13 protein-coding genes are annotated in these 19,443 nt (G+C 37.9%); 7 read left to right on the top strand and 6 right to left on the bottom strand.

Translation table 11 applies throughout. From position 1 onward, the window contains the following. Nucleotides 1–77: 77 nt before the first annotated feature. The 5 genes from I6F50_RS16660 to I6F50_RS16640 all read right to left on the bottom strand — a co-directional run bounded on the left by I6F50_RS16660 (nucleotide 78) and on the right by I6F50_RS16640 (nucleotide 6,212). Nucleotides 78–1,139: a DUF21 domain-containing protein gene (locus I6F50_RS16660; protein ID WP_007584829.1), complete on the bottom strand. Its 1,062-nt coding sequence runs from the start codon at nucleotides 1,137–1,139 to the stop codon at nucleotides 78–80. A gap of 55 nt (nucleotides 1,140–1,194) precedes the next feature. Then, nucleotides 1,195–2,547, bottom strand: coding sequence for a magnesium transporter (locus tag I6F50_RS16655; RefSeq protein ID WP_165728468.1), 1,353 nt, complete (start codon nucleotides 2,545–2,547; stop codon nucleotides 1,195–1,197). A gap of 476 nt (nucleotides 2,548–3,023) precedes the next feature. Beyond that, nucleotides 3,024–3,773, bottom strand: coding sequence for a serine/threonine protein kinase (locus tag I6F50_RS16650; protein WP_165728467.1), 750 nt, complete (start codon nucleotides 3,771–3,773; stop codon nucleotides 3,024–3,026). Between the two features lie 117 nt (nucleotides 3,774–3,890). Then, nucleotides 3,891–4,424 (bottom strand): MarR family winged helix-turn-helix transcriptional regulator, encoded by a 534-nt coding sequence (locus I6F50_RS16645; protein WP_231611873.1) that lies wholly within the window; start codon nucleotides 4,422–4,424, stop codon nucleotides 3,891–3,893. A 120-nt stretch (nucleotides 4,425–4,544) separates the two neighbouring features. Further along, a complete protein-coding gene (locus I6F50_RS16640; protein ID WP_165728466.1) occupies nucleotides 4,545–6,212 on the bottom strand; it encodes a methyl-accepting chemotaxis protein in 1,668 nt (555 codons plus the stop codon). 486 nt (nucleotides 6,213–6,698) lie between these two features. On the opposite strand from I6F50_RS16640, the gene I6F50_RS16635 reads away from it, so the two are divergent. From I6F50_RS16635 to pelG, 7 genes are read left to right on the top strand one after another with little or no spacing between them, the layout of a single operon-like run. Beyond that, nucleotides 6,699–9,407: an endo alpha-1,4 polygalactosaminidase gene (locus tag I6F50_RS16635; protein WP_165728465.1), complete on the top strand. Its 2,709-nt coding sequence runs from the start codon at nucleotides 6,699–6,701 to the stop codon at nucleotides 9,405–9,407. Next, nucleotides 9,407–12,694, top strand: coding sequence for a tetratricopeptide repeat protein (locus I6F50_RS16630; RefSeq protein WP_165740975.1), 3,288 nt, complete (start codon nucleotides 9,407–9,409; stop codon nucleotides 12,692–12,694). The genes I6F50_RS16635 and I6F50_RS16630 overlap by 1 nt, the downstream gene beginning before the upstream one ends. 14 nt (nucleotides 12,695–12,708) lie before the next feature. After that, nucleotides 12,709–13,224, top strand: coding sequence for a protein PelC (locus tag I6F50_RS16625; protein WP_165728463.1), 516 nt, complete (start codon nucleotides 12,709–12,711; stop codon nucleotides 13,222–13,224). Further along, entirely contained in the window at nucleotides 13,221–14,519 is a 1,299-nt protein-coding gene (locus I6F50_RS16620; protein ID WP_165728462.1) for a PelD GGDEF domain-containing protein, read from the top strand. Before I6F50_RS16625 ends, I6F50_RS16620 begins: the two co-directional genes overlap by 4 nt. Then, complete coding sequence (locus tag I6F50_RS16615) at nucleotides 14,516–15,499, top strand: HEAT repeat domain-containing protein (RefSeq protein ID WP_165728461.1); 984 nt, start codon at nucleotides 14,516–14,518, stop codon at nucleotides 15,497–15,499. Before I6F50_RS16620 ends, I6F50_RS16615 begins: the two co-directional genes overlap by 4 nt. Next, nucleotides 15,492–17,009 carry a GT4 family glycosyltransferase PelF gene (gene pelF, locus I6F50_RS16610; RefSeq protein ID WP_165728460.1) on the top strand — a complete coding sequence of 506 codons (1,518 nt, stop codon included), beginning with the start codon at nucleotides 15,492–15,494 and terminating at the stop codon, nucleotides 17,007–17,009. The genes I6F50_RS16615 and pelF overlap by 8 nt, the downstream gene beginning before the upstream one ends. Continuing rightward, nucleotides 16,997–18,361, top strand: coding sequence for an exopolysaccharide Pel transporter PelG (gene pelG / locus I6F50_RS16605; protein WP_007584803.1), 1,365 nt, complete (start codon nucleotides 16,997–16,999; stop codon nucleotides 18,359–18,361). Before pelF ends, pelG begins: the two co-directional genes overlap by 13 nt. A 48-nt stretch (nucleotides 18,362–18,409) precedes the next feature. Here the strand turns inward: pelG and I6F50_RS16600 are convergent, their stop codons facing one another. Continuing rightward, on the bottom strand, nucleotides 18,410–19,384 hold the full coding sequence (locus I6F50_RS16600) for a DNA topoisomerase IB (RefSeq protein ID WP_197176760.1): 975 nt from the start codon (nucleotides 19,382–19,384) through the stop codon (nucleotides 18,410–18,412). Nucleotides 19,385–19,443 lie beyond the last annotated feature (59 nt).

Raw genomic sequence — 19,443 nt, 5'->3', positions numbered from 1 at the left:
CTGATCATGACATTGAGATTTAGTTCAAAAAAATCCCCGCTAATTTCTTAGCAGGGATTTGTGTATAAGAGACAGCTTTATAGCGGCTTTTTATTTTCTGTATTTTCATGCAGTTCGAGTTTTGGTGCACTCATACCTTTGAGTAACCGACCAAATATATCAGCGCCGGTAATAATGCGCTTCACATCACTCCACACTAACACCACATCGTGATCAATGGCCCCATCAAACGATTTATCTAAAGAATGACTAGCCCGTATTTTTAAAATAACTTCACTCAGGCGCATCGCCTCATCAGCAACAATAATAGGTCTGTGACAATAATGATAAGGGTCGAACGTCTCTGGTTCAAACAAGGCTGAACGTAAAAAGCCGTCAGCATCTACCACTAATAAAGGCCAACCGTCTTCATTGGTAATGATCACCCAGTTATAACCTGACTTATGTAGTTTTCGTAAAAACTCATTATCAGTCGTTAATGTAAGGTCTGGGAAAATAGGCAAATCAAGCTTAGTAGGCAAAGCAATAATAGAGTCTGGATCAATTACCTCACCCTCTTTGGTTACGCTTATTTCATCTAAGCTAAAAAAGTTAAGCGCGCCTATTCCCTCAACGTGCTGAACATCAGCCTCTTCTGCTTCTATGTGTTTGCGAATAATACCTCTGAGCTCACTTTCAGCAAAGTACGTAATCCCCTCTTTACCTAACCATGCATCGAGAATTAAAGCCGTTGGCTTAGCAACTACATAAAACAGAATCTGATAAAACTTAATTAGCGGCGAAAGTAGGCTCGCCATTTTTAGCGCATTACGCGAAAAATAAGCCTGCGGTGTTATTTCACCAATAATAGTAATTGCGATAGTTGAGAATAAAAACGAACTTGCGCCCATTAATACCGAATCAGAAAGTAGTGTAAGTAGTACGTTAATACCTACGTTGCCCCACAAAATAGTCGATAATAAAAAGTTAGAGTCGTTTCGAAGGGCCATCACTTTTATGGCCGCCTCGTTCCCTTTTGCACTTTCCATTTCGAGCTGAAGCCTACTTAGTGAAAAAAACGCTAAGTTTAAGCCCGAAAATATTGCCGATTGTGAAATACACAAAGCAATTGCACACCAAATCATGACTTCAAAGGTCATTGTATTTTCCTGTTAGTAATACCAATTCACTTAATTAAGCGAATTGGTATAAGGCTTATAAAAGCAATAAACTGCCTAAACCTAAAAAGGTAACAAACCCAACAATATCGGTAACGGTAGTTAAAATTACCGAGCCAGATAACGCAGGATCAATTTTCATTTTGTCTAAAATAGACGGAATAACAACACCAGCTAGTGACGCGGCCACTAAATTCAATAATATGGCTACCGTAATCGTAATACTGAGCATTAAATCGTTAAACCATAAGAAGGTAAGCAGGCCTATTACAAACGCCCATACCAAGCCATTTACAGCGCCAACACGTAGCTCTTTTTTAAGTAACGCATTGCGGTTTGAATCTGTAACCTGTCCGAGCGCTAAACCACGCACAATAACGGTTAATGTTTGACTACCTGCGATCCCGCCCATAGAAGCAACCACTGGCATTAATACAGCGAGTGCTACAACCTGTTCTATAGTTGCGCCAAATAAACCGATGAACCAGGACGCTAAAAAGGCAGTAGCTAAGTTAATACCTAACCATATACCACGGTTTTTAGCACTTTTTCGCACACTTGCGAACAGGTCTTCGTCTTCACGTAAACCACCGGCTTTAGCGGCTGCTTCATCAGCAATTTCTTGTCGTAATTCATAAGCAGAGGCAATGGTTAATCGCCCAAGTAATTTGTTATCAGCATTAACCACTGGCAGTGCCATTTTTTCACTGTGAATCACCACCTCTGCCGCTTCATATAAATCATCATCAGCATGGAGCGATGAAAAGTCATGATTTGCCAATGTCATTAAGTTATCAGTGTCGCTGGCTTTTATTAAATCATTTACCGCAACCTCACCTATTAAACTACCCTTGCGGCTTACTAAATAAATAACTTCACTGTATTGCGGTAAACCTTTATGTAGCAATTTTTTAGCACCACCGGCTGTTAGCTTCTCCGATACTTTTAAAAAGTCAAAACCTAACCAGTGACCAAGTTGTTCTGGCGGGTATTGCTGCGCTAATTCATATTGTTTGGTTTGCGCTTCATCGAGTTGCTTTTTTGCATACTCAACAAATCGCTCTGGTATAACTTCTTCAAGTTCCAGTAGCTCTTCTACATTAACTTCATCAAGAAGTTTAAAAGCCTCAGTGTCTTCTAGTGTTTGCAGCAACCACAAGCAACTATCTTCACTTAAATTAACAAAAATTTCGTGTTGCGTGTCTTCGTCAAGCAACTGCCAAATTTCAAGTCGTTGCTCTTTTGGTATCGCCTCAAAAAGTAATGACAGGTGCTCTGTTGAAAGCGTTAACTGCGCATCTGCTAATAATTTATTTTTGCGTTCTGTTGTATCGCATTGCAATAAATCATTTATGAGCTGTGGAAGTTGGTCTACCGGATACTCAATCATCTTAAAACCTTAAAATTTAAAAGCGCACATTACTTATAGTTTACTTGAACAATAAAAAATTGCAGAAAAAACGTGAACTTATTATACCAATCTGCTTATATACGGGGTCTATTTAACGTTAAGAAAATTACGCTAGAACTAGGCAAAAATTTTTGTATCTAGTTGTTCTAAATGAAAAATTTTTAACGACGTTATAGTGCAATTTAATTCGTTAAATTGATCAAAGATTTATGCAGGTTGGTATTAAGCATGCACAGGCTATTTTTGCGCATTGTATGGGCAAACTAAATGCAGTACTAATATTTATTTTAAAAAATTAAAAAAACAGTAAAAGGAATTGTTTTTAAGGAATTAAACGACAAGTAAGTAAACCAAACGGATTACTTATAATAAAAAAAATCCCATATTAGCCAGGCTAATATGGGCAAAATCACACAATGAATAAGGTGTTTTTAAATTACGGTTTATGCTTTTAATTAAAGTCTATCGGTAATATTTCGTACTAAGTCAGAATCTACAAATTGAGTAATAAGTGCAGCGCCCCACGCATAGCCACGCTGTATTGGGTAACCTTTAAAAATCCAGCGTTTACGCACGTGATTGAAGCGATCTAAATAGTCTTGCTTTTTTTTAGGCAGAGGTTGATCGCCCAATTTATTCCATGCTTTATATACACCTGACATGTCAGAGCCTCGCATAAAGCGTTGCAACCAACGCGGAAAACGCGAGAAGCTAATGGTTGACTGAAAATCAATAAAATAAGGTTTACCGTCTGCGCCGCATAAAATATTACCCATATTACGCAAGTCTAAATGCACGATGCCTTTACGATGCATTTTTGCTACTTGGCGCTCAAGCTCGCTAAAAAAGTTAACAGGTAGTGTTTTGTCTTCATGAATTAAAGAGCGCAGTGGCATGCCTTCAATATAGTTATAAGCCACAGCTATCGGCGATAACCTACAAAAGCGATTAGCAACAGCATCAAGCTCAGCTAATCGGCTCAACCCTTTATATTCTTGATTTACAGATAGTCGCGCAAATGTTTTACGAATAAGCCACGGGCTTTGGCTAAAATCTTTAACAATCAAATCAAATTCATTATCTTTATATCGATACACAATCGCGTTAGCAAAACGTCCCTTATGGACAACACTTAAGTGATGTTGCATAAAAGTATGTTCTGGATATTGCTGCTGTAATTGTACTAACAAATTATTTTCAATCATAACAAACCTAACAAGATGATAACTTTAATTGCCTAGGCAACTATATTATCAAAGTTAGATTCTACGCACAATCAGATCAACTAATTAGCACGCTAACTTTCTGTTGAAACAGTATCACTATTTTATTGATAATCTATTTGTGGGGGGAATTTCGGGTAATGTATCTAGATTATTTATAGCTTTAAATAATAAGTCTATTATTTGATTTTTTTCTGGCTCTGAAAAACCATTTAATGCTTGAGCATAGACTTCGTTTACTACAGGCATTATTTCTGGACAAAGAGCTTTACCCTTTTCACTTAAACACAAAATAGTTGAGCGCTTATCAAGCTCACATTGCGTTTTAATAATGAGTCCTTTTTCTTCAAGTCGGTTTAGTAAGCGGCTCATAGCGCCACGATCATAAACCATATACTCACAAAGTCCTGCAAGCGTATTAACCGACTCTCTCGCAAGTAGTACTACCACAATATATTGCGCTGAGGTTAAGTCCATAGGAAGTAACTTGGCATCAACATGAATGGCTAATCTCGAGCGTAAAAAAGACACTAAACGCCCCAAGTCTTGCTCTGGCGCTAACTCTTCTCGAGTACAACGTTTAATTGATGGCATGTTTTGCATGGTTATTCCACTGTATAGGTATATTTGCATGCTGATAGACCTTAACACATACAAAAAATTCAATAATTTTTATAAAAACTAAGCGGCTAAAACTAAGCCACAAAAATAAAGCCGCTATTAGCGGCTTTTACTGTAAAGTTTTAAACTTTGTTAAATTTTAAACTGGCCAACGAGTTGTCCTAAGTTTTCACCACGCGCAGCTAAATGCTGGCCTACCGAAGAGGTAGTTTTGCTTGAAATAGTTAGTTCATTAACGATTTCTTGAATGGCAAATACATTACGGTTTATTTCTTCTGTAACGCTACTTTGCTCCAGCGCCGCTGTCGCAATTTGCGTACTCATGTCGTTAATTGATCTAACTGAGGTTGTTACCGCACCTAAACTTTCTGAAATAGCACGAGACGATTCTACTGAGCGATTACAACTATTCTGACTCGCTTGCATTGCGGCTACAGCATCCGATACTAAATTATGTAACTCACTCAACATTTCACTAATCTCTAATGTGCTAACTTGAGTACGACTTGCTAAGCTTCTTACCTCATCAGCAACAACAGCAAACCCTCGCCCTTGCTCACCTGCTCGTGCAGCTTCTATTGCAGCATTAAGTGCAAGTAAATTTGTTTGCTCGGCAATTCCACCAATTACGCTTAGTACACTATTAATCTTTTTAGATTGATCACTGAGTGAATCAACTTGTTCTGCGGCTAGGTTTATCTCGCCCATTAGGTTAGACACCTCACTGAGTGAAATATCAACACACTCTTGAGCTTTAGCAACTTCTTGCGTTGCCGCTTGGGTTGACTCTGCCACTTGGTTCGTATTTTGAGCCACCTCATGAGAAGTAGCCGACATTTCGGTAATAGCCGTCGCAACAAGGTCTGTTTCATGATTGTGATTAAGTAGCTTGTCTTCAATTAATCGTGTTTGTGTATTTATATCACTAGAGGCTGTTTTTACATCGTGTGTTACATCAACCACATTAGCAATAATGCCATGTAACTTACTTACAAACATATTAAATGCTTCGCCAAGTTGGCCTATTTCATCGTTAGTATCAATATCTAAACGTTTAGTTAAATCGCCCTCACCTTTGGCAATATCGTCAAGGCTTTGCGCCATACGCTGTATTGGTTTTACCATTGTATTTGCGGCAATTAACGCACATATAATAGTTAACACAACCCAAAATAAAGCAATTAGCAATAAGGTCACTACCTTATCATTCATGTGCTCTTGCATTGCTGTTTGATATTTAAGTAGTTCTGCGTCTATATCATCCATATATGCGCCAGTACCAATCATCCAGTTTGTACCTGGGATCATTGCTGCATAGCCCATTTTTTCAACTAAGCCTGTGGTATTTGGTTTTTGGAAATGATAGTTAAAAGCGCCACCGCCTTTTCTAGCTTGATCTAATAAGCCCACTATTATTTTTTTACCGTTAGGGTCAGTCATCCCTATTTTGTTTTGCCCTTCAATAGCATCACCTAATAATGCATGAAAAACACTAACGCCATTTGTGTCGTATATAAAAAAGTAACCACCTTGACCAAATGTTAAATCTCTTAAAGCATTTTTAGCATCTTGCTCAGAGCCATTTGCTATTTGATAGCGCACAATTTTACTGGCAATTTCTACCTCGGTGCTTAGCAACGTTTGTTTGTCACTTATTAGTTTAGTTTGAAATGCTTCAAAATTTTGTTGCTGATTTTTATTCTCTAAATAATAAGAACTCAGCATCAAGCTAATCAAAAGTAGCATTAAGGGCAATATAGCTAATAACAACAGTTTGTTTTTCAAGCTTAAATTACTCATTATTTCTCCGGGGTATATAAATGCATATATAGCGACAATAGCCAAAAATTAAATTACGGCTGTTTACATTGTTTTATTGGGTTTAAAAGCATAGTAAATAAAAAAAATTGGTGGGAGTAAACTCATACCATGCTCAATTAGCTGATATTATAGTCACAAGGAAGGTATTTGGACACTAAAAACACTGAGACCTTCGTATTAATTAATATATAATTTGCCACTCTTTCACTAGAGATTTAAAGTTCTAGCAGCTGCATTGATCTAAACTTAATTTTATAACGTACTAAGACGATTAATCACCGGCTATGTAATGAGTTAACGCACGACTCATGTTAGTATTAATTTTAGGTTCATATAAATAATGAACATATAGATATTAAACTTCCATTAACATATAATAACCCTATATTACTAATACCAAACAACTAGAAAATCGGAACGCATCACTTTGAGCCACAGTTATAATCTAATAAAAATGAATTATTAATGAAATATATTTTATACCTTGCACTTTTAGTGTCTGCTCATGCATTCTCAGCACCTGTAAATAATAGTATCGCTTTTTACTACTCAGCGCCGATGCCATTAGCCGAAATGACTTTTTATTCTCGCGTTGTCGTCCAGCCTGAACTCGTTACCGAGCACGAGCTTAATTGGTTTAAAAAACGAAACATTGCCGTTTACGCTTATTTAAGTGTGGGTGAATCGTTCAATAAAAGTGATTCTTCACTTTCAGTTAATCCTAATTGGAACAGCCACATTGCAGATTTAACATCTACGGATTGGCAACAACAAATGCAAGACAGCGCAGCTTCTTTAAAAGCGCGTGGTTTCAGTGGTTTATTTTTAGATACGCTAGACAGCTATCAACTTTTAGATGACAAACACAGTAAATCAGATCAACAAGATGGCTTAGTCGCGATTATAAAAAACCTCTCTGGTACGTTTAATAAGCATCTTATTCTTAATCGAGGCTTTGAGTTATTACCTAAACTTACTGGTTTAGCCAATGATTTAGTTGCTGAAGGTTTATATAGTCATTACAACCCAACTAATAATAGCTACAAATTAACCACAGAGAACGATCAAGCTTGGCTAAGCGCACAATTAAAAACAGCACAAAACTTAGGTTTTAAAGTACAAGTTATTGATTATGCGCAGCCTGATAACCGCCTTGCTATGGCGCAAAAAATAAAACAAGCTGGCTTTACTCCTTGGGTAACAGATGGGCACTTACAAACATGGGGTACATCAACCATATCGCCAGTACCAAGACGCATCCTAATTCCGTTCAACAGTAATGTAAGACCACTCATTTACACTACCGTACATTTAAAGCTTGCGACCATGATTGAGTATTTGGGATATATTCCTGATTATGTTGATGTAGCTAAACGAGATTTGCCATTAGTAGATCCAAGTTTACATGCTGGTATTATTTCATGGACAAACAGCGATGCTTTTTACACCCCAACTATTACTAATTGGTTGGAAAGTAACTTAGGCGTTGTACCTGAGCTAATTATGGGTGAGCTACCGCAATCAACTAAACTATTACTTAACCTTGGTATTGAAGCGCTTAGCGTATTGCCTCCAGCCCCTTATGAACTTAATCATTTTACTACATGGCTAAAAGGCGAAGCGACAACATCGCCTGCGATAATTAAGCCCTACTTACTGAAATTAGCAACTGATGCCACCCCGCTTATCAATATAAAAGCGGCTGATGGAACTATAATAGTGCAGAGTACTAAAACAAAATATGGCGCGGTTGTTGTTGCACCTTGGCTTATAGATACCTTGCCAATGGAAGGGAGTAAATGGGTTATTGACCCACGTACACTACTCACCAAAGCAATGGGACTACCTCCGATTCTAGTGCCTGATACGACAACTGAAAGCGGTAGGCGCATGCTAACGCTGCATATAGATGGCGATGGCTTCACAAGCCCGGCACATTATGCAGGTAAACCATATTCTGCAGAAGTGATTCGCGATGAAATAATTAAGCGCTATAAACTGCCTTTGACCTCATCGGTTATTCAAGCTGATATTGAAAAAAGTGGCTTACATTCAAAACAAAGTGCCAAACTTGAAGGTATAGCGCGCAGTATTTTTAATTTGCCTTATGTAGAAATTGCTTCGCATACTTATAGCCACCCTTATTTTTGGACTGCGTTATCTGGCCTTAGAATAGTAGATAAAGATGAAGTAGATTATGGTTTTCATCTTGATGTACCTGGCTACGACAAAATAAGCTTAAAAAAAGAAATCACCGATTCAATAAAGTATATTGATGAAAACCTGACACCAAAAAACAAAAAAACAGTGATGATGTTATGGTCAGGCGATGCAACTCCCGGCCCTAAAGCGCTTGAATTGGCTCGCGATGCTGGCGTATTAAACGTCAACGGTGGTAATACAGATGTAAATGCCGATAACCCAAGCCTTACGCATGTTTCACCAATAGGTAGACCAGAGCACGATTTGCTGTATCAAATTTATGCCCCCATATTAAATGAAAACGTATATACAAACTTATGGCACGGGCCTTATTATGGTTTTAGACGCTTAACCGAAACATTTGAAATAACAGAAAAACCATATAGATTAAAACCCTACACTATTTATTTTCATTTTTACTCAGGTGAAATCCCTGCGGGACTAGACGCACTAAAACACAATATAGATTATGTTTTAGCTAGGCCAAATACACCGGTACATTTGAGCCATTACGCAAAAGTAGCAAAAGACTTTTACTTTTCTGCGCTAGCAAAAAACAGTAATAATGAATGGTTATTTAGCTCAAAATACATTCGTACTTTACGAATTCCTACTGATTTTGATATGCCTAACATTGCCCAAAGTGAAGGTGTGTCAGGCGTTACTGAAAAAGGTGACTATATACACATTATTAATAACGTAGCTCGTCTTAGCTTTGATCACAGTCAAAATAGTAAAAAACCTTATTTAGCGTCTGCAAATGTTGTTATTGATAACTGGCAAGTTAACGGACCTGTTAGCTTTAAAGCGTGGGTGCCTGCTTCGCTTGATTTAATTAATGCACGTTCTTGCGAATTTGTATCTAGCTTAGGAGAGCACTTTAAAGGTATTACACGCGCTAATGTGACGCACTTTAATCTTCCAAAGGGTCAATTTTATGGTTATCTTAACTGCAATGGAGTCGCTCGATAATGAATGCTAAAAAGCGCCCTCAGTTAATTTCTGTAAAGACAATATTAGCAATATTAGCTGTAAGTTGTTTTGCACTTTATGCATTATTTCCTCACACCTTATTTTTTGAAGATGATGAACTTTCACAAGATTATACCTTTGAAAAATCGTACCTTAATGCAGCGCTCAACACTGAGCCTAACAACGAAAAGCTACGCGCAAAATTGGTTGAACTACATATAGGGCTTAGTGAGTATTCACAAGCCACTAACGAACTTGAAAAACTACCAAGAGGTGAGCGCAAAGCAACTCTAGAAATAAAGCTGCTTTACTCATTATGGCTAGCAAGCGGGGCTAAAGTTGACGATCGCTTTGAAGATCTATCTTTAAAAATAGGTGTCCATAAGCATTGGGACGAACAAATACTAACTATTGCAAAAGCAGTTGGGTTAAACGCAAAAGTTGCTCTGTACTATCAAAAAAATAAACAACCACTACTTGCAGCTGATTACTGGTTGAGCGCTGGCGAACCAGCCAAAGCTCTCGCTATTTATAAAACAAATATAAATGCTGACATTGCAGCTAAAGCGATTGAGACTGCACTTGGCGCAAATAATCCGATACAAGCTTACGCCTGGTGGAAAACTTATGGCGACCAAGCTAATGTTAAACGCACCCTTTATTTAGCTAACTTAGCTGGCAATACAGAAGATTCAGCTCAAGCCATTGAAAGCTTATTAAAGAGCGATCCAAATAACACCGAGTACTTAACAAAAGCCATGCACCTGCGTTTAGCAAATGGGAATGCAAAAGGGGCTGAGCAATTACTCGCCAAGCTATTACTACAAACTCCAAATGACAAAGAGCTACGCTTACTAAATTGGAAAATAAAGCGCTGGCAGAACAAGCCTAAAGAAGCGCTTAAAGAGTTTAAATGGCTAATGTCGAACAGAGCTGTAACCCCAGCGATGCTTACTGACAGTGTTAATGACGCTGCGGCATTATATTTATACCAAGACGCCAACGATATATATGAATACAAAGCACAAAACCGACAATTAAAAGGCAATGGCTTTGCTAAGTGGATGCAAACAAACGAATTTATAGGCAACACAAAACAAGAACTCAGTAATATTGACCGTTTTGAACAAATAAATGGTAAGAGTGCATTATCGCAATATTGGAAAGCGAAAGTACTTCACGATTCCGGAAATTTAAAAGCACTAAGAGCTTTATGGCCTAAATATAAAGGGCCTAAAAATGAAGAAGACTTACTTTGGATAGCTCGTGCATTTTGGCTTGAGGATGACTTTAAAACAGCATTGTCTATTTTAAAAAACAAGCAACAAAGTACTAATGGAGAATTTTGGACTGCACGAGTAGATATGGCAATGCGTGTTCAAGATAAAAAAGATGAGCTTTATGCTTTTGAGCAACTAAAAGCAATCAGCACACTAAGTGTTGGCGACACGCTTTATTACCAACAGCTGCGCTTTGAAGGACGGCCTCAAGAGCTTCTCGATTATCTATGGGAAAATGAGTCACTTACAGACCGCCAACTGATACAAATTGCATTATTAAGCACGCAAGTAAACGATGCTAAATCGGTTGCCCGTATTCACACAGAGCTTGATAAACAACGTTATAATAAAGCTCTCTACCCTGCTTGGGTTATTCTTTCAAATTGGTATCAAAATCAAAGTGATTTAAATTCGGCTTATACAACTCTAAACCGCGCCGCTAAATTAAGTGAATACGACCCCGATGTTGTACTCGCACAAGGTTGGTTAGCGCTACAAATGCACGACACTATAATGATCAGCCGTATTTTAACTCGCTATTCGGACAGCGATCCTACCTACGCGTGGACGCAATTATTAGCTAGCCTATCTATTTATGAAAAATCATATAACAGTGCTTACTTTTATTTACGAAAACTAGCTGTTGCAGATCCAAGTGACTTAACAACACTGGTTAACTTAGCCGATGTAATGAAGCAGCTTGGTTATTATGCGAATGCTGCCGAGCTAAATCACTATTTATTACAGCATTTACCTAAAGATAAATACGCATACAGAGGCCTAATGTACCGCTGGGCAGGTGCAATGGCTGTTCCTCATTTAATGCAATTAAACTCCATGGATGAGCTCGCGCCCGACACTATTGGTGAGCCTCAAGCAAACTGGTGGTTAGCACGTCGAGCTGCACAAAAGTTAGAACCTTGGCAAAAACTACAGCTTTATATGACCAACGGCGAGTTTAATAAAGCGAAACAGCTTATAGCTGAAGGTTCACTAAGCAAATTAGATGAGCTAAACGCCCTACTCTATTTAAAACAACCCTATGCCACCATGCAACGTTGGTACGAAGAACTTACTGGCGAGGCAAATGAATCGCAATTGAGTTTACTCAGAAATGCACGCGCATCCTATTTTAGAGCACTTGAAATAAACCTATCGCCAGTGGCTGGTTTAAACAGTAGCCAGTACGATGTAAACGTTTATTTTCCTTATGCTAATGGGCAATGGAAATTAAGTTTAAGTAATCAGCAAAATCTTGATAACAACGGATTACTGTTTGCGATAGAAGATAAGATGACATTTGGTCGTTGGTATTTTGATGCAAAAATAGATTCTCACCAAGGCAGCTTAGTTAGTCGCCAAGGTCTTAGCTTAGACTCTCGTTATCAATGGGATTCGCGTACTCAGGTAGGTTTAAAGCTTGAATATAATGTTGAAAACCGCCAATCAGAAGCGCTACTTAGCTATGCTCAGCTAGATAAAGCCACGGCCTATGTTAACTACAATATTGATGGTAGACAAAATGTACAGCTATCAGCAGCAGCGATGTCTTTTTCTCGAAGAAGCGATGGCAGCTCACTAATAAATGGCCAAGAATATAATGCACGTTACCAATACAGTATTTTAAAAGACCGCCCAATTTGGAACGCTTATTTTAGTGCACAGTGGCAAGACTTTGAACGTGTTAATGCATTAATAAATACAGATGCAAGTAGAAGACCGCTAAGAGTTGACCTTCAACCATTTAGACGTTTTGCACTAGGGACCTCATTTGCTTCAACAGGTTCGTTGGAGCCGCCTTATTTAGGCGCAAGCCCTTCATGGTTATTTGATATAAGTACTGGCTATCAAACACTTAACGATACAGTAGATGTATCAGTTTCAAGTGGCGCTGGTTGGTCTGTACTGGGCGATGATTTATTTAAATTACAGCTGGGTTACCAAAGTAGTAATAAAGTGGGTAACTCAGATACACAATTACAATTAGGTTATTACGTACATTTTTAATGTTAGGAGAGAGTATGTTTCGTTTAATTATACCGTGTTTGGTATTACTATTATCAGCATGTACCACCAGCAGAGTTGCTGATGATGTAGAGCTTAGCCCTTCAAAAATTGTGGCATTAATGCCACTTGTTAATCATGCTCAAACACCGCTTGCTGGTGAGCGTGCTGAAGATATTTTGGCCAGTATTTGGCAGCAAAATAAATTGCCAACTCTTATACGCGCTCCTCGCGTAAACACTAAAGAGCTTCCACCACTGGACGATCAATACCGTTTAGACAATGCTATGCAATGGTTAAGCACTCAACAAGCTGACTATGTACTAACAGGTAGCATTGAAGAGTGGCGCTATAAAGCCGGTCTTGACGGAGAACCTGTTGTAGCACTGACCTTATCACTCACAGTTAACGGGCAAACAACGCCAATTTGGACGGGAACTATTGCTAAAAGTGGCTGGGGTCGCGATAGCATTGCAGCAACAGCACAAGATGTGATTGCCGATTTAATTTCTTATATAGAGGTTAGTGAGTGAAAACACATTTCCTTAGACCAAGAGACGTTCCTGAGCTACAAATATGGGCTGAGGTATTTATATTTACCGCGCTTGCTTTAGGGCTGCCTGTATTATTTAACGCAGAGGACCCATTTTGGACTGAGGGAGGGTTTTCGTGGCCTGTACTTGGCCCACTTTTAGTTTCTCTACGTTATGGCTTTTCAAAAGGCTTTATTAGTATTTTATGTTTGCTTGTTGGTCAACTTTGTTTACTTCAAGCAAATATTTTATCACCACAAAGCGACTTCAATATTAACGCCATGATTGGCTACATTATTGTAATTATGATCACTGGCGAATTTAGGGATGTGTGGGAACGTACTAATCAACAACAAAGTATTCAGCTTGAGTACGTAACCGATCGCCTTGAAACATTTACTCGTCAGTATCACTTAATTAATTCATCTCACGATAGAATAGAGCAAATGCTTGCTGGCCACACGTTAAGTTTGCGTGAATCGCTACAAGCAGTAAGAACCTCTATCGGGCTATTAAAAGAAAGAAGGCTTGATAGCGCAGCGCAAAAAATAATCGACCTATTCGTTGAATATGGCTTATTAGAAAGAGCGGGATTATATAAAGTTGAAAACGACACTGTTTTAGAGCCACCACTTGCCTCTATTAGCCAAATGGGTCAAATAGCTGAAAATGATCCTCTTATATTAGCGATGATTGAAGAAAAAGAATTAGTATCAGTAAAAGACGCAAAAACTGCATTAGGTATAAGTAAATACCATATGGCAATCCCACTTATCGACGTAAATAATACAATTTACGGCGTTATTTTAGTTGAAAGAGTACAATTTTTTGCACTTAAAAATACCACTCTTACACTACTTGCTGTTATGGCTGGGCATATTGGCGACCTGCTGCGCCATGAAATAACAAACCCAGTAATGACGTATGAAGAGTCTCCATACTTTATTCGCCAAGTTAAACGCGCGAATAAAGAAGCAAAACGATACAACATTCCATCGCAGCTGCTAAAAATAAAAGCCAATAATATTACTGATAAATCGACTCAACTTATGAGTTATTTAAGTGAAGCACGCCGTGGTTTAGACATTTATTTGTATGATAATCAAAATCAGGTATTACTGCTATTAATGCCATTAGCTGATGAACTTGAAAAAGCAGGCTTTATTGCCCGAATGAACACGTGGTGTAAAGAGCGCACTGGTAGCACTTTAGCTGAGCTTGATATTGTTATTGAGCAACAACTTGCACTACCAATAAGCTCAGATGATATAAAGAGATTGGTTTCACTTTCATGATTATAATTATTATAGCGGCTATTTTAGGGTGTATTTGTCAGTACTTTGCACTAATAGAAGTACTGGAAACACCTAATTGGTTTTTAGCTATACTATTGCATGCTATTGCTAGCATCCTTTTTGCTATTGTTAGTTATGTGTTTATACCTAAAAAATACAAAACGACTCCTTATAGCTCTTTTTTGCTCATGTTTTTATTATTGTTTACATTACCAGTACTTGGAATTATAGGTGTTGTAGTAGCGCTTACGTTTGCTCTGTGTAAACCTCTAAAAAACGATGATATAGAAATTGAAGAGCATAAAATACCTGAGCTTCCTTTTGAAGCCAGAGCTATATCAGCAAATCCAACCTATTCTATGGGCGGGCTTAAAGCAATTTTAAAGCACGCGAGTGAACCAAATAAACGTTTAAGTGCTGTAATGGCAGCTCGTCACATGAGTGACTCACAAGCTATTCCTATTTTAAAGCTAGCACTTAAAGATTTAGAAGATGATATTCGCCTACTCGCCTACTCAACCCTTGATGGTAAAGAAACCAAACTCAACGAAAAAATCAGTTTATATCAGCAAGAAATAGCCGTTACGACTAAGCAGCCTAAATTGAGTCATTTACAAAAACAACTAGCCGAACTTTATTGGGAACTTAGCTACTTAGGTTTAGCCCAAGGTGCACTGCGAAAATACGTTTTAGAAAAAGCCGAAACACTTGCACAGCAAAGTATTGAGCACGTAAAAACACCTGCAACCTTTATATTTTTAGGCCGTATATCTTTAGCCTTAGACAAATACGAAATAGCCCATGAGTACTTACTTAAAGCAACCGAATTTGGTATGGCAAGGCGTCATGTTCTCCCTTATAAAGCCGAAGTTGCCTTTTGTATGAACAAGTTTGACGACTGTAAACGCTACTTAAAAGAACTCCCAGAACAACCTAAAGGCAGTGAATTACGTCATTTGCAGGAGTATTGGCATGAGTAATAAAAATGCAGACATTTTACTGCTTTTGGAAGGTACCTACCCTTACATACGTGGTGGTGTATCTAGCTGGGTTCATCAAATAATTGAAGGGTTACCTCATTATAACTTTGAGCTTGTTTTTATAGGTGGAGCGCCAGAGCATTATGGCGAGATTCAATATACTTTACCTAAAAACGTTACCAAGCTGCATGTTCATTATTTAGTGGAAAATGACACTTCTGAAATAAAAGCTAAGCATGGCATTAAATATAAAAAAGAGCTCTTTGATTTTTGGCAGCAACTACAAAATTATTTTAGAGATTGTAACGAGCCTATTCCGAGTGAATTGTTAAAATTTGCATTTGAAACTTTGGCTAAAAAAGACGGTATTAACGAAGCCGACTTTTTATATAGTGAATCATCGTGGCAAGTGCTCATCAATTACTATTCAACTTTTTGTGATGAATCCTCTTTTATTGACTTTTTTTGGTCATACCGCAATTTATATAAACCGCTATTTAAAATAGCCGAAATTGCACGTGGACTTCCAAAAGTTAAACTTATTCACTCAATATCTACCGGGTATGCTGGTATTTTAGGATCTGGTGCCAGTGTAATAAGCGATACTCCCTTTTTGTTGACCGAGCATGGTATTTACACCAAAGAGAGAAAAATAGATCTTATTCAAGCCAGTTGGATCAAAGAGTCTGAACAAAGCCTAGGTAAAAACTTAAATACCGAGATGGGCTTTATTCGCCGAATGTGGATCAGCTTTTTTGAGCAAATAGGCCGAACAACATACCAAGAAGCAGATAAGATCATTTCGCTATACGATGGTAACAGACAGCGCCAAATAAAAGATGGTGCAGCGCCTGAAAAAGCATTTGTTGTACCTAATGGTATTAAAACAGTGCGCTTTATTGAAGCGCTTGAGCAGCGTCCAAAACAGATACCACCGGTTGTTGGATTAATTGGACGTGTAGTTCCTATAAAAGATATTAAAACCTTTATACGTGCGATTAAAGAAGCGCAATCGATATTACCAGAGGTCGAAGGCTGGATCATCGGCCCTTATGAAGAAGATCCGCAATATTACAAAGAGTGTGAACTACTTGTAGGCAGCCTTGATTTACAAAACAGTGTTAAGTTTTTAGGTATGCAAGATATTACCAAAATTTTACCTAAGCTCGGAATTGTTGCTTTAACCTCGATTTCCGAAGCGCAGCCTTTAGTGCTTTTAGAAGCAATGGCGGCCGGTGTGCCTGTACTTGCTAGTGATGTTGGCTCGTGCCGCGAAATAATCGAAGGCGGCACCGATGAAGATAAAGCATTAGGTAAAGCTGGTGAAGTTGTCTCAATTGCTTCACCTAGCGAAACAGCACAACAAATATCAAATATGCTAACAAATGAGCAAGCTTGGCTTGAGTATCAAAAAAGTGGTTTAGACCGCGTACAAAAATTTTATGACGAGAGCCACATGTTTGCCCGTTACGATAAACTTTATAAGGATACAATGGCATGGCCGGAATAGGTTTTGAGATACGAAAAATTCTCAAAAAAAATACCCTGCTCTCAGTTTTTGAAGCATACGGCTACGCAGGGTTAATAGGCTCAGGCCCCTGGCTGCTCTCTATTGTAGCGTTAATGCTAATTGGTATTTTAAGTTTAGGAATTGTATTACCTAAAGTACTTATTATTCAGTTTTTAACGCTTGTTACCTACATGATGGCAGCCTCACTTATTTTAACGGGTGGCTTGCAGTTATTACTAACTCGGTTTATTGCCGATTTGTTTTTTCAAAAAGAAGAGGCAAAAGTACTCCCTAATTTACTTGGTGCGCAACTTGTAACAACAATAGCTGCGTTATTGGTGGGCTTAGCTGTATGGCCTATGCTCCCTATACCCGTTGTTACTAAGATTATAATTTTAGGTGCCTTTGTAAGCTTATGTAATCAGTGGCTTGGCGCTATTTTTCTATCAGGTATGAAAGAGTACCGGTTAATTTTAATAACTATGCTAAGTGGTTACGCCTTTATGGTATTGCTTGCATATTTATTAAGAGACTGGCAGCTAGACGGCTTATTTTTTGCGTTTTTTGCAGGCGAAGCACTGCTCTTTTTTAGCTTTTTATTTATGATTATTCGCCGCTACCCAGGTGAAAAACTTATAAGCTTTGACTTTTTAAGCAATAAAAAAGTGTATTACAGCCTATTCTTTTGTGGTCTGTTTTATAACATTGGTGTATGGGCTGATAAAATCATTTTTTGGTATTCTCCAAGCACATCAATTCAAATTATTGGTACATTAAGAGCCAGCCCAATTTATGACTTACCTATATTTTTGGCTTATTTGTCTATTATCCCCGGTATGGCGGTATTTTTAGTAAAAATGGAAACAGACTTTGTAGAAGAGTACGACCGTTTTTACACCGCTATTCGTGGTGGCTCATCTCTTGAAGAGATCTACATATTAAAAGACAGTATGATCCAAACTGCGCGTGCCGGTTTATACGATATATTTAAAATTCAGGGTATTACCGTTGCCTGCTTATTATTATGGGGTGAGCAAATACTTACCTTTATTGGCATTGATCCAAACTATAAAACGCTTTTATTTATTGATGTAGTAGGTGTAGGCGTACAAGTTATATTTTTATCTATTTTAAATATTTTGTTTTATTTAGATAAACGCTCAACAGTGCTATTTTTAGCGGGGTTATTTTTGGTAATAAACGTTGTTTTAACTTTGTTATCAATTGCTTTTGGACCGCAGTTTTATGGCTATGGCTTTGCATTAGCAACCATTATTACCTCGGTAGTAGGATTATTTTGGCTTTCAAAACAATTTGAAGATTTAGAATACGAAACGTTTATGCTGCAATAGCATAATATAAAAACTTAGCATAAAGGCTGTAAGCTACAGCCTTTATCGTTACGTTAAAAACTCTAATAAACCGCGCTCAAACCGACTAAGATACTTTGTTTTACGGGGTAATTTAAAATTGTCGCGCCAATGAGTTTGTTCTGATTCATTTTTCTTACAAAGCTCAATAACATCAGGATGAATATAAGAATTACGCGCTATTGTTGGCGTATTCCCAAGCTTTGAAGACACTTCATCAAGCATTTTTTTTAATGTAATAGCGCCTTTTGCTTCATACACTTCTTTAAAAGCAATCACACTTGCTCGCCATGTTCTAAAGTGTTTTGCGCTAAATTCTTCACCCATTATATTTTGAATATACTGATTGATTTCAGTAGAGGTAACGTTAGAGCGCTCCCCCTCTTCTATATATTGAAACAAGTGTTGCCCGGGTAAGTCCTGAAGCTCCTTAATAACACTACTCAATGCTTTATCCGTTATATTTACTTCCCTTTCTTTGCCTGACTTTGCACGGTATTTTAATCTAATATTTTTTCCTGTTAATTTTGCATGCCTTGATCTTAGGGTTGTCGCACCAAAACTTTTATTTTGTTTTACATTACGTTCATTCCCCACCCGTAAAGCACTTAAATCCATTAATCTAACAATGGCTGCTAAAGTACGTTCATAATCGAGCTCATCACCTTGCAATGCTTCCTTTAATTGAGCCCTAAGTAACGGCAGCTTATGTCCAAACACACTACAAGCTTGATACTTTTTAGCATCTTGTTGTTGTGTAAATAATGGATGATATCGGTACTGCTTTCGTCCTTTACTGTCGTAACCTGTTGCTAAAATATGCCCATTTTCTTCAGGGCAAAACCATACACTTTTATAAGCAGGCGGGAACGCGAGTGAATTTAAGCGCTCAATAACGGCCTTCTCTTTAATTATTTTTCCTATTGGGTCAAAATACTGCCAATGTTTGTTTTTTTTCTTTCGGGTAATTCCGGGCAAACTATCATCAACGTAAATCAATTCCATCATTCCTCCTCAAGCATTTAAAAGAGATATTGTTAACTCGCTTAAGCTTATATTTCAAA

Origin of the sequence: Pseudoalteromonas sp. NZS127_1, assembly GCF_015864295.1 — a bacterium.
GTDB classification, from domain to species: domain Bacteria; phylum Pseudomonadota; class Gammaproteobacteria; order Enterobacterales; family Alteromonadaceae; genus Pseudoalteromonas; species Pseudoalteromonas arctica.
This window is presented reverse-complemented; position numbering and strand designations above follow the sequence as displayed.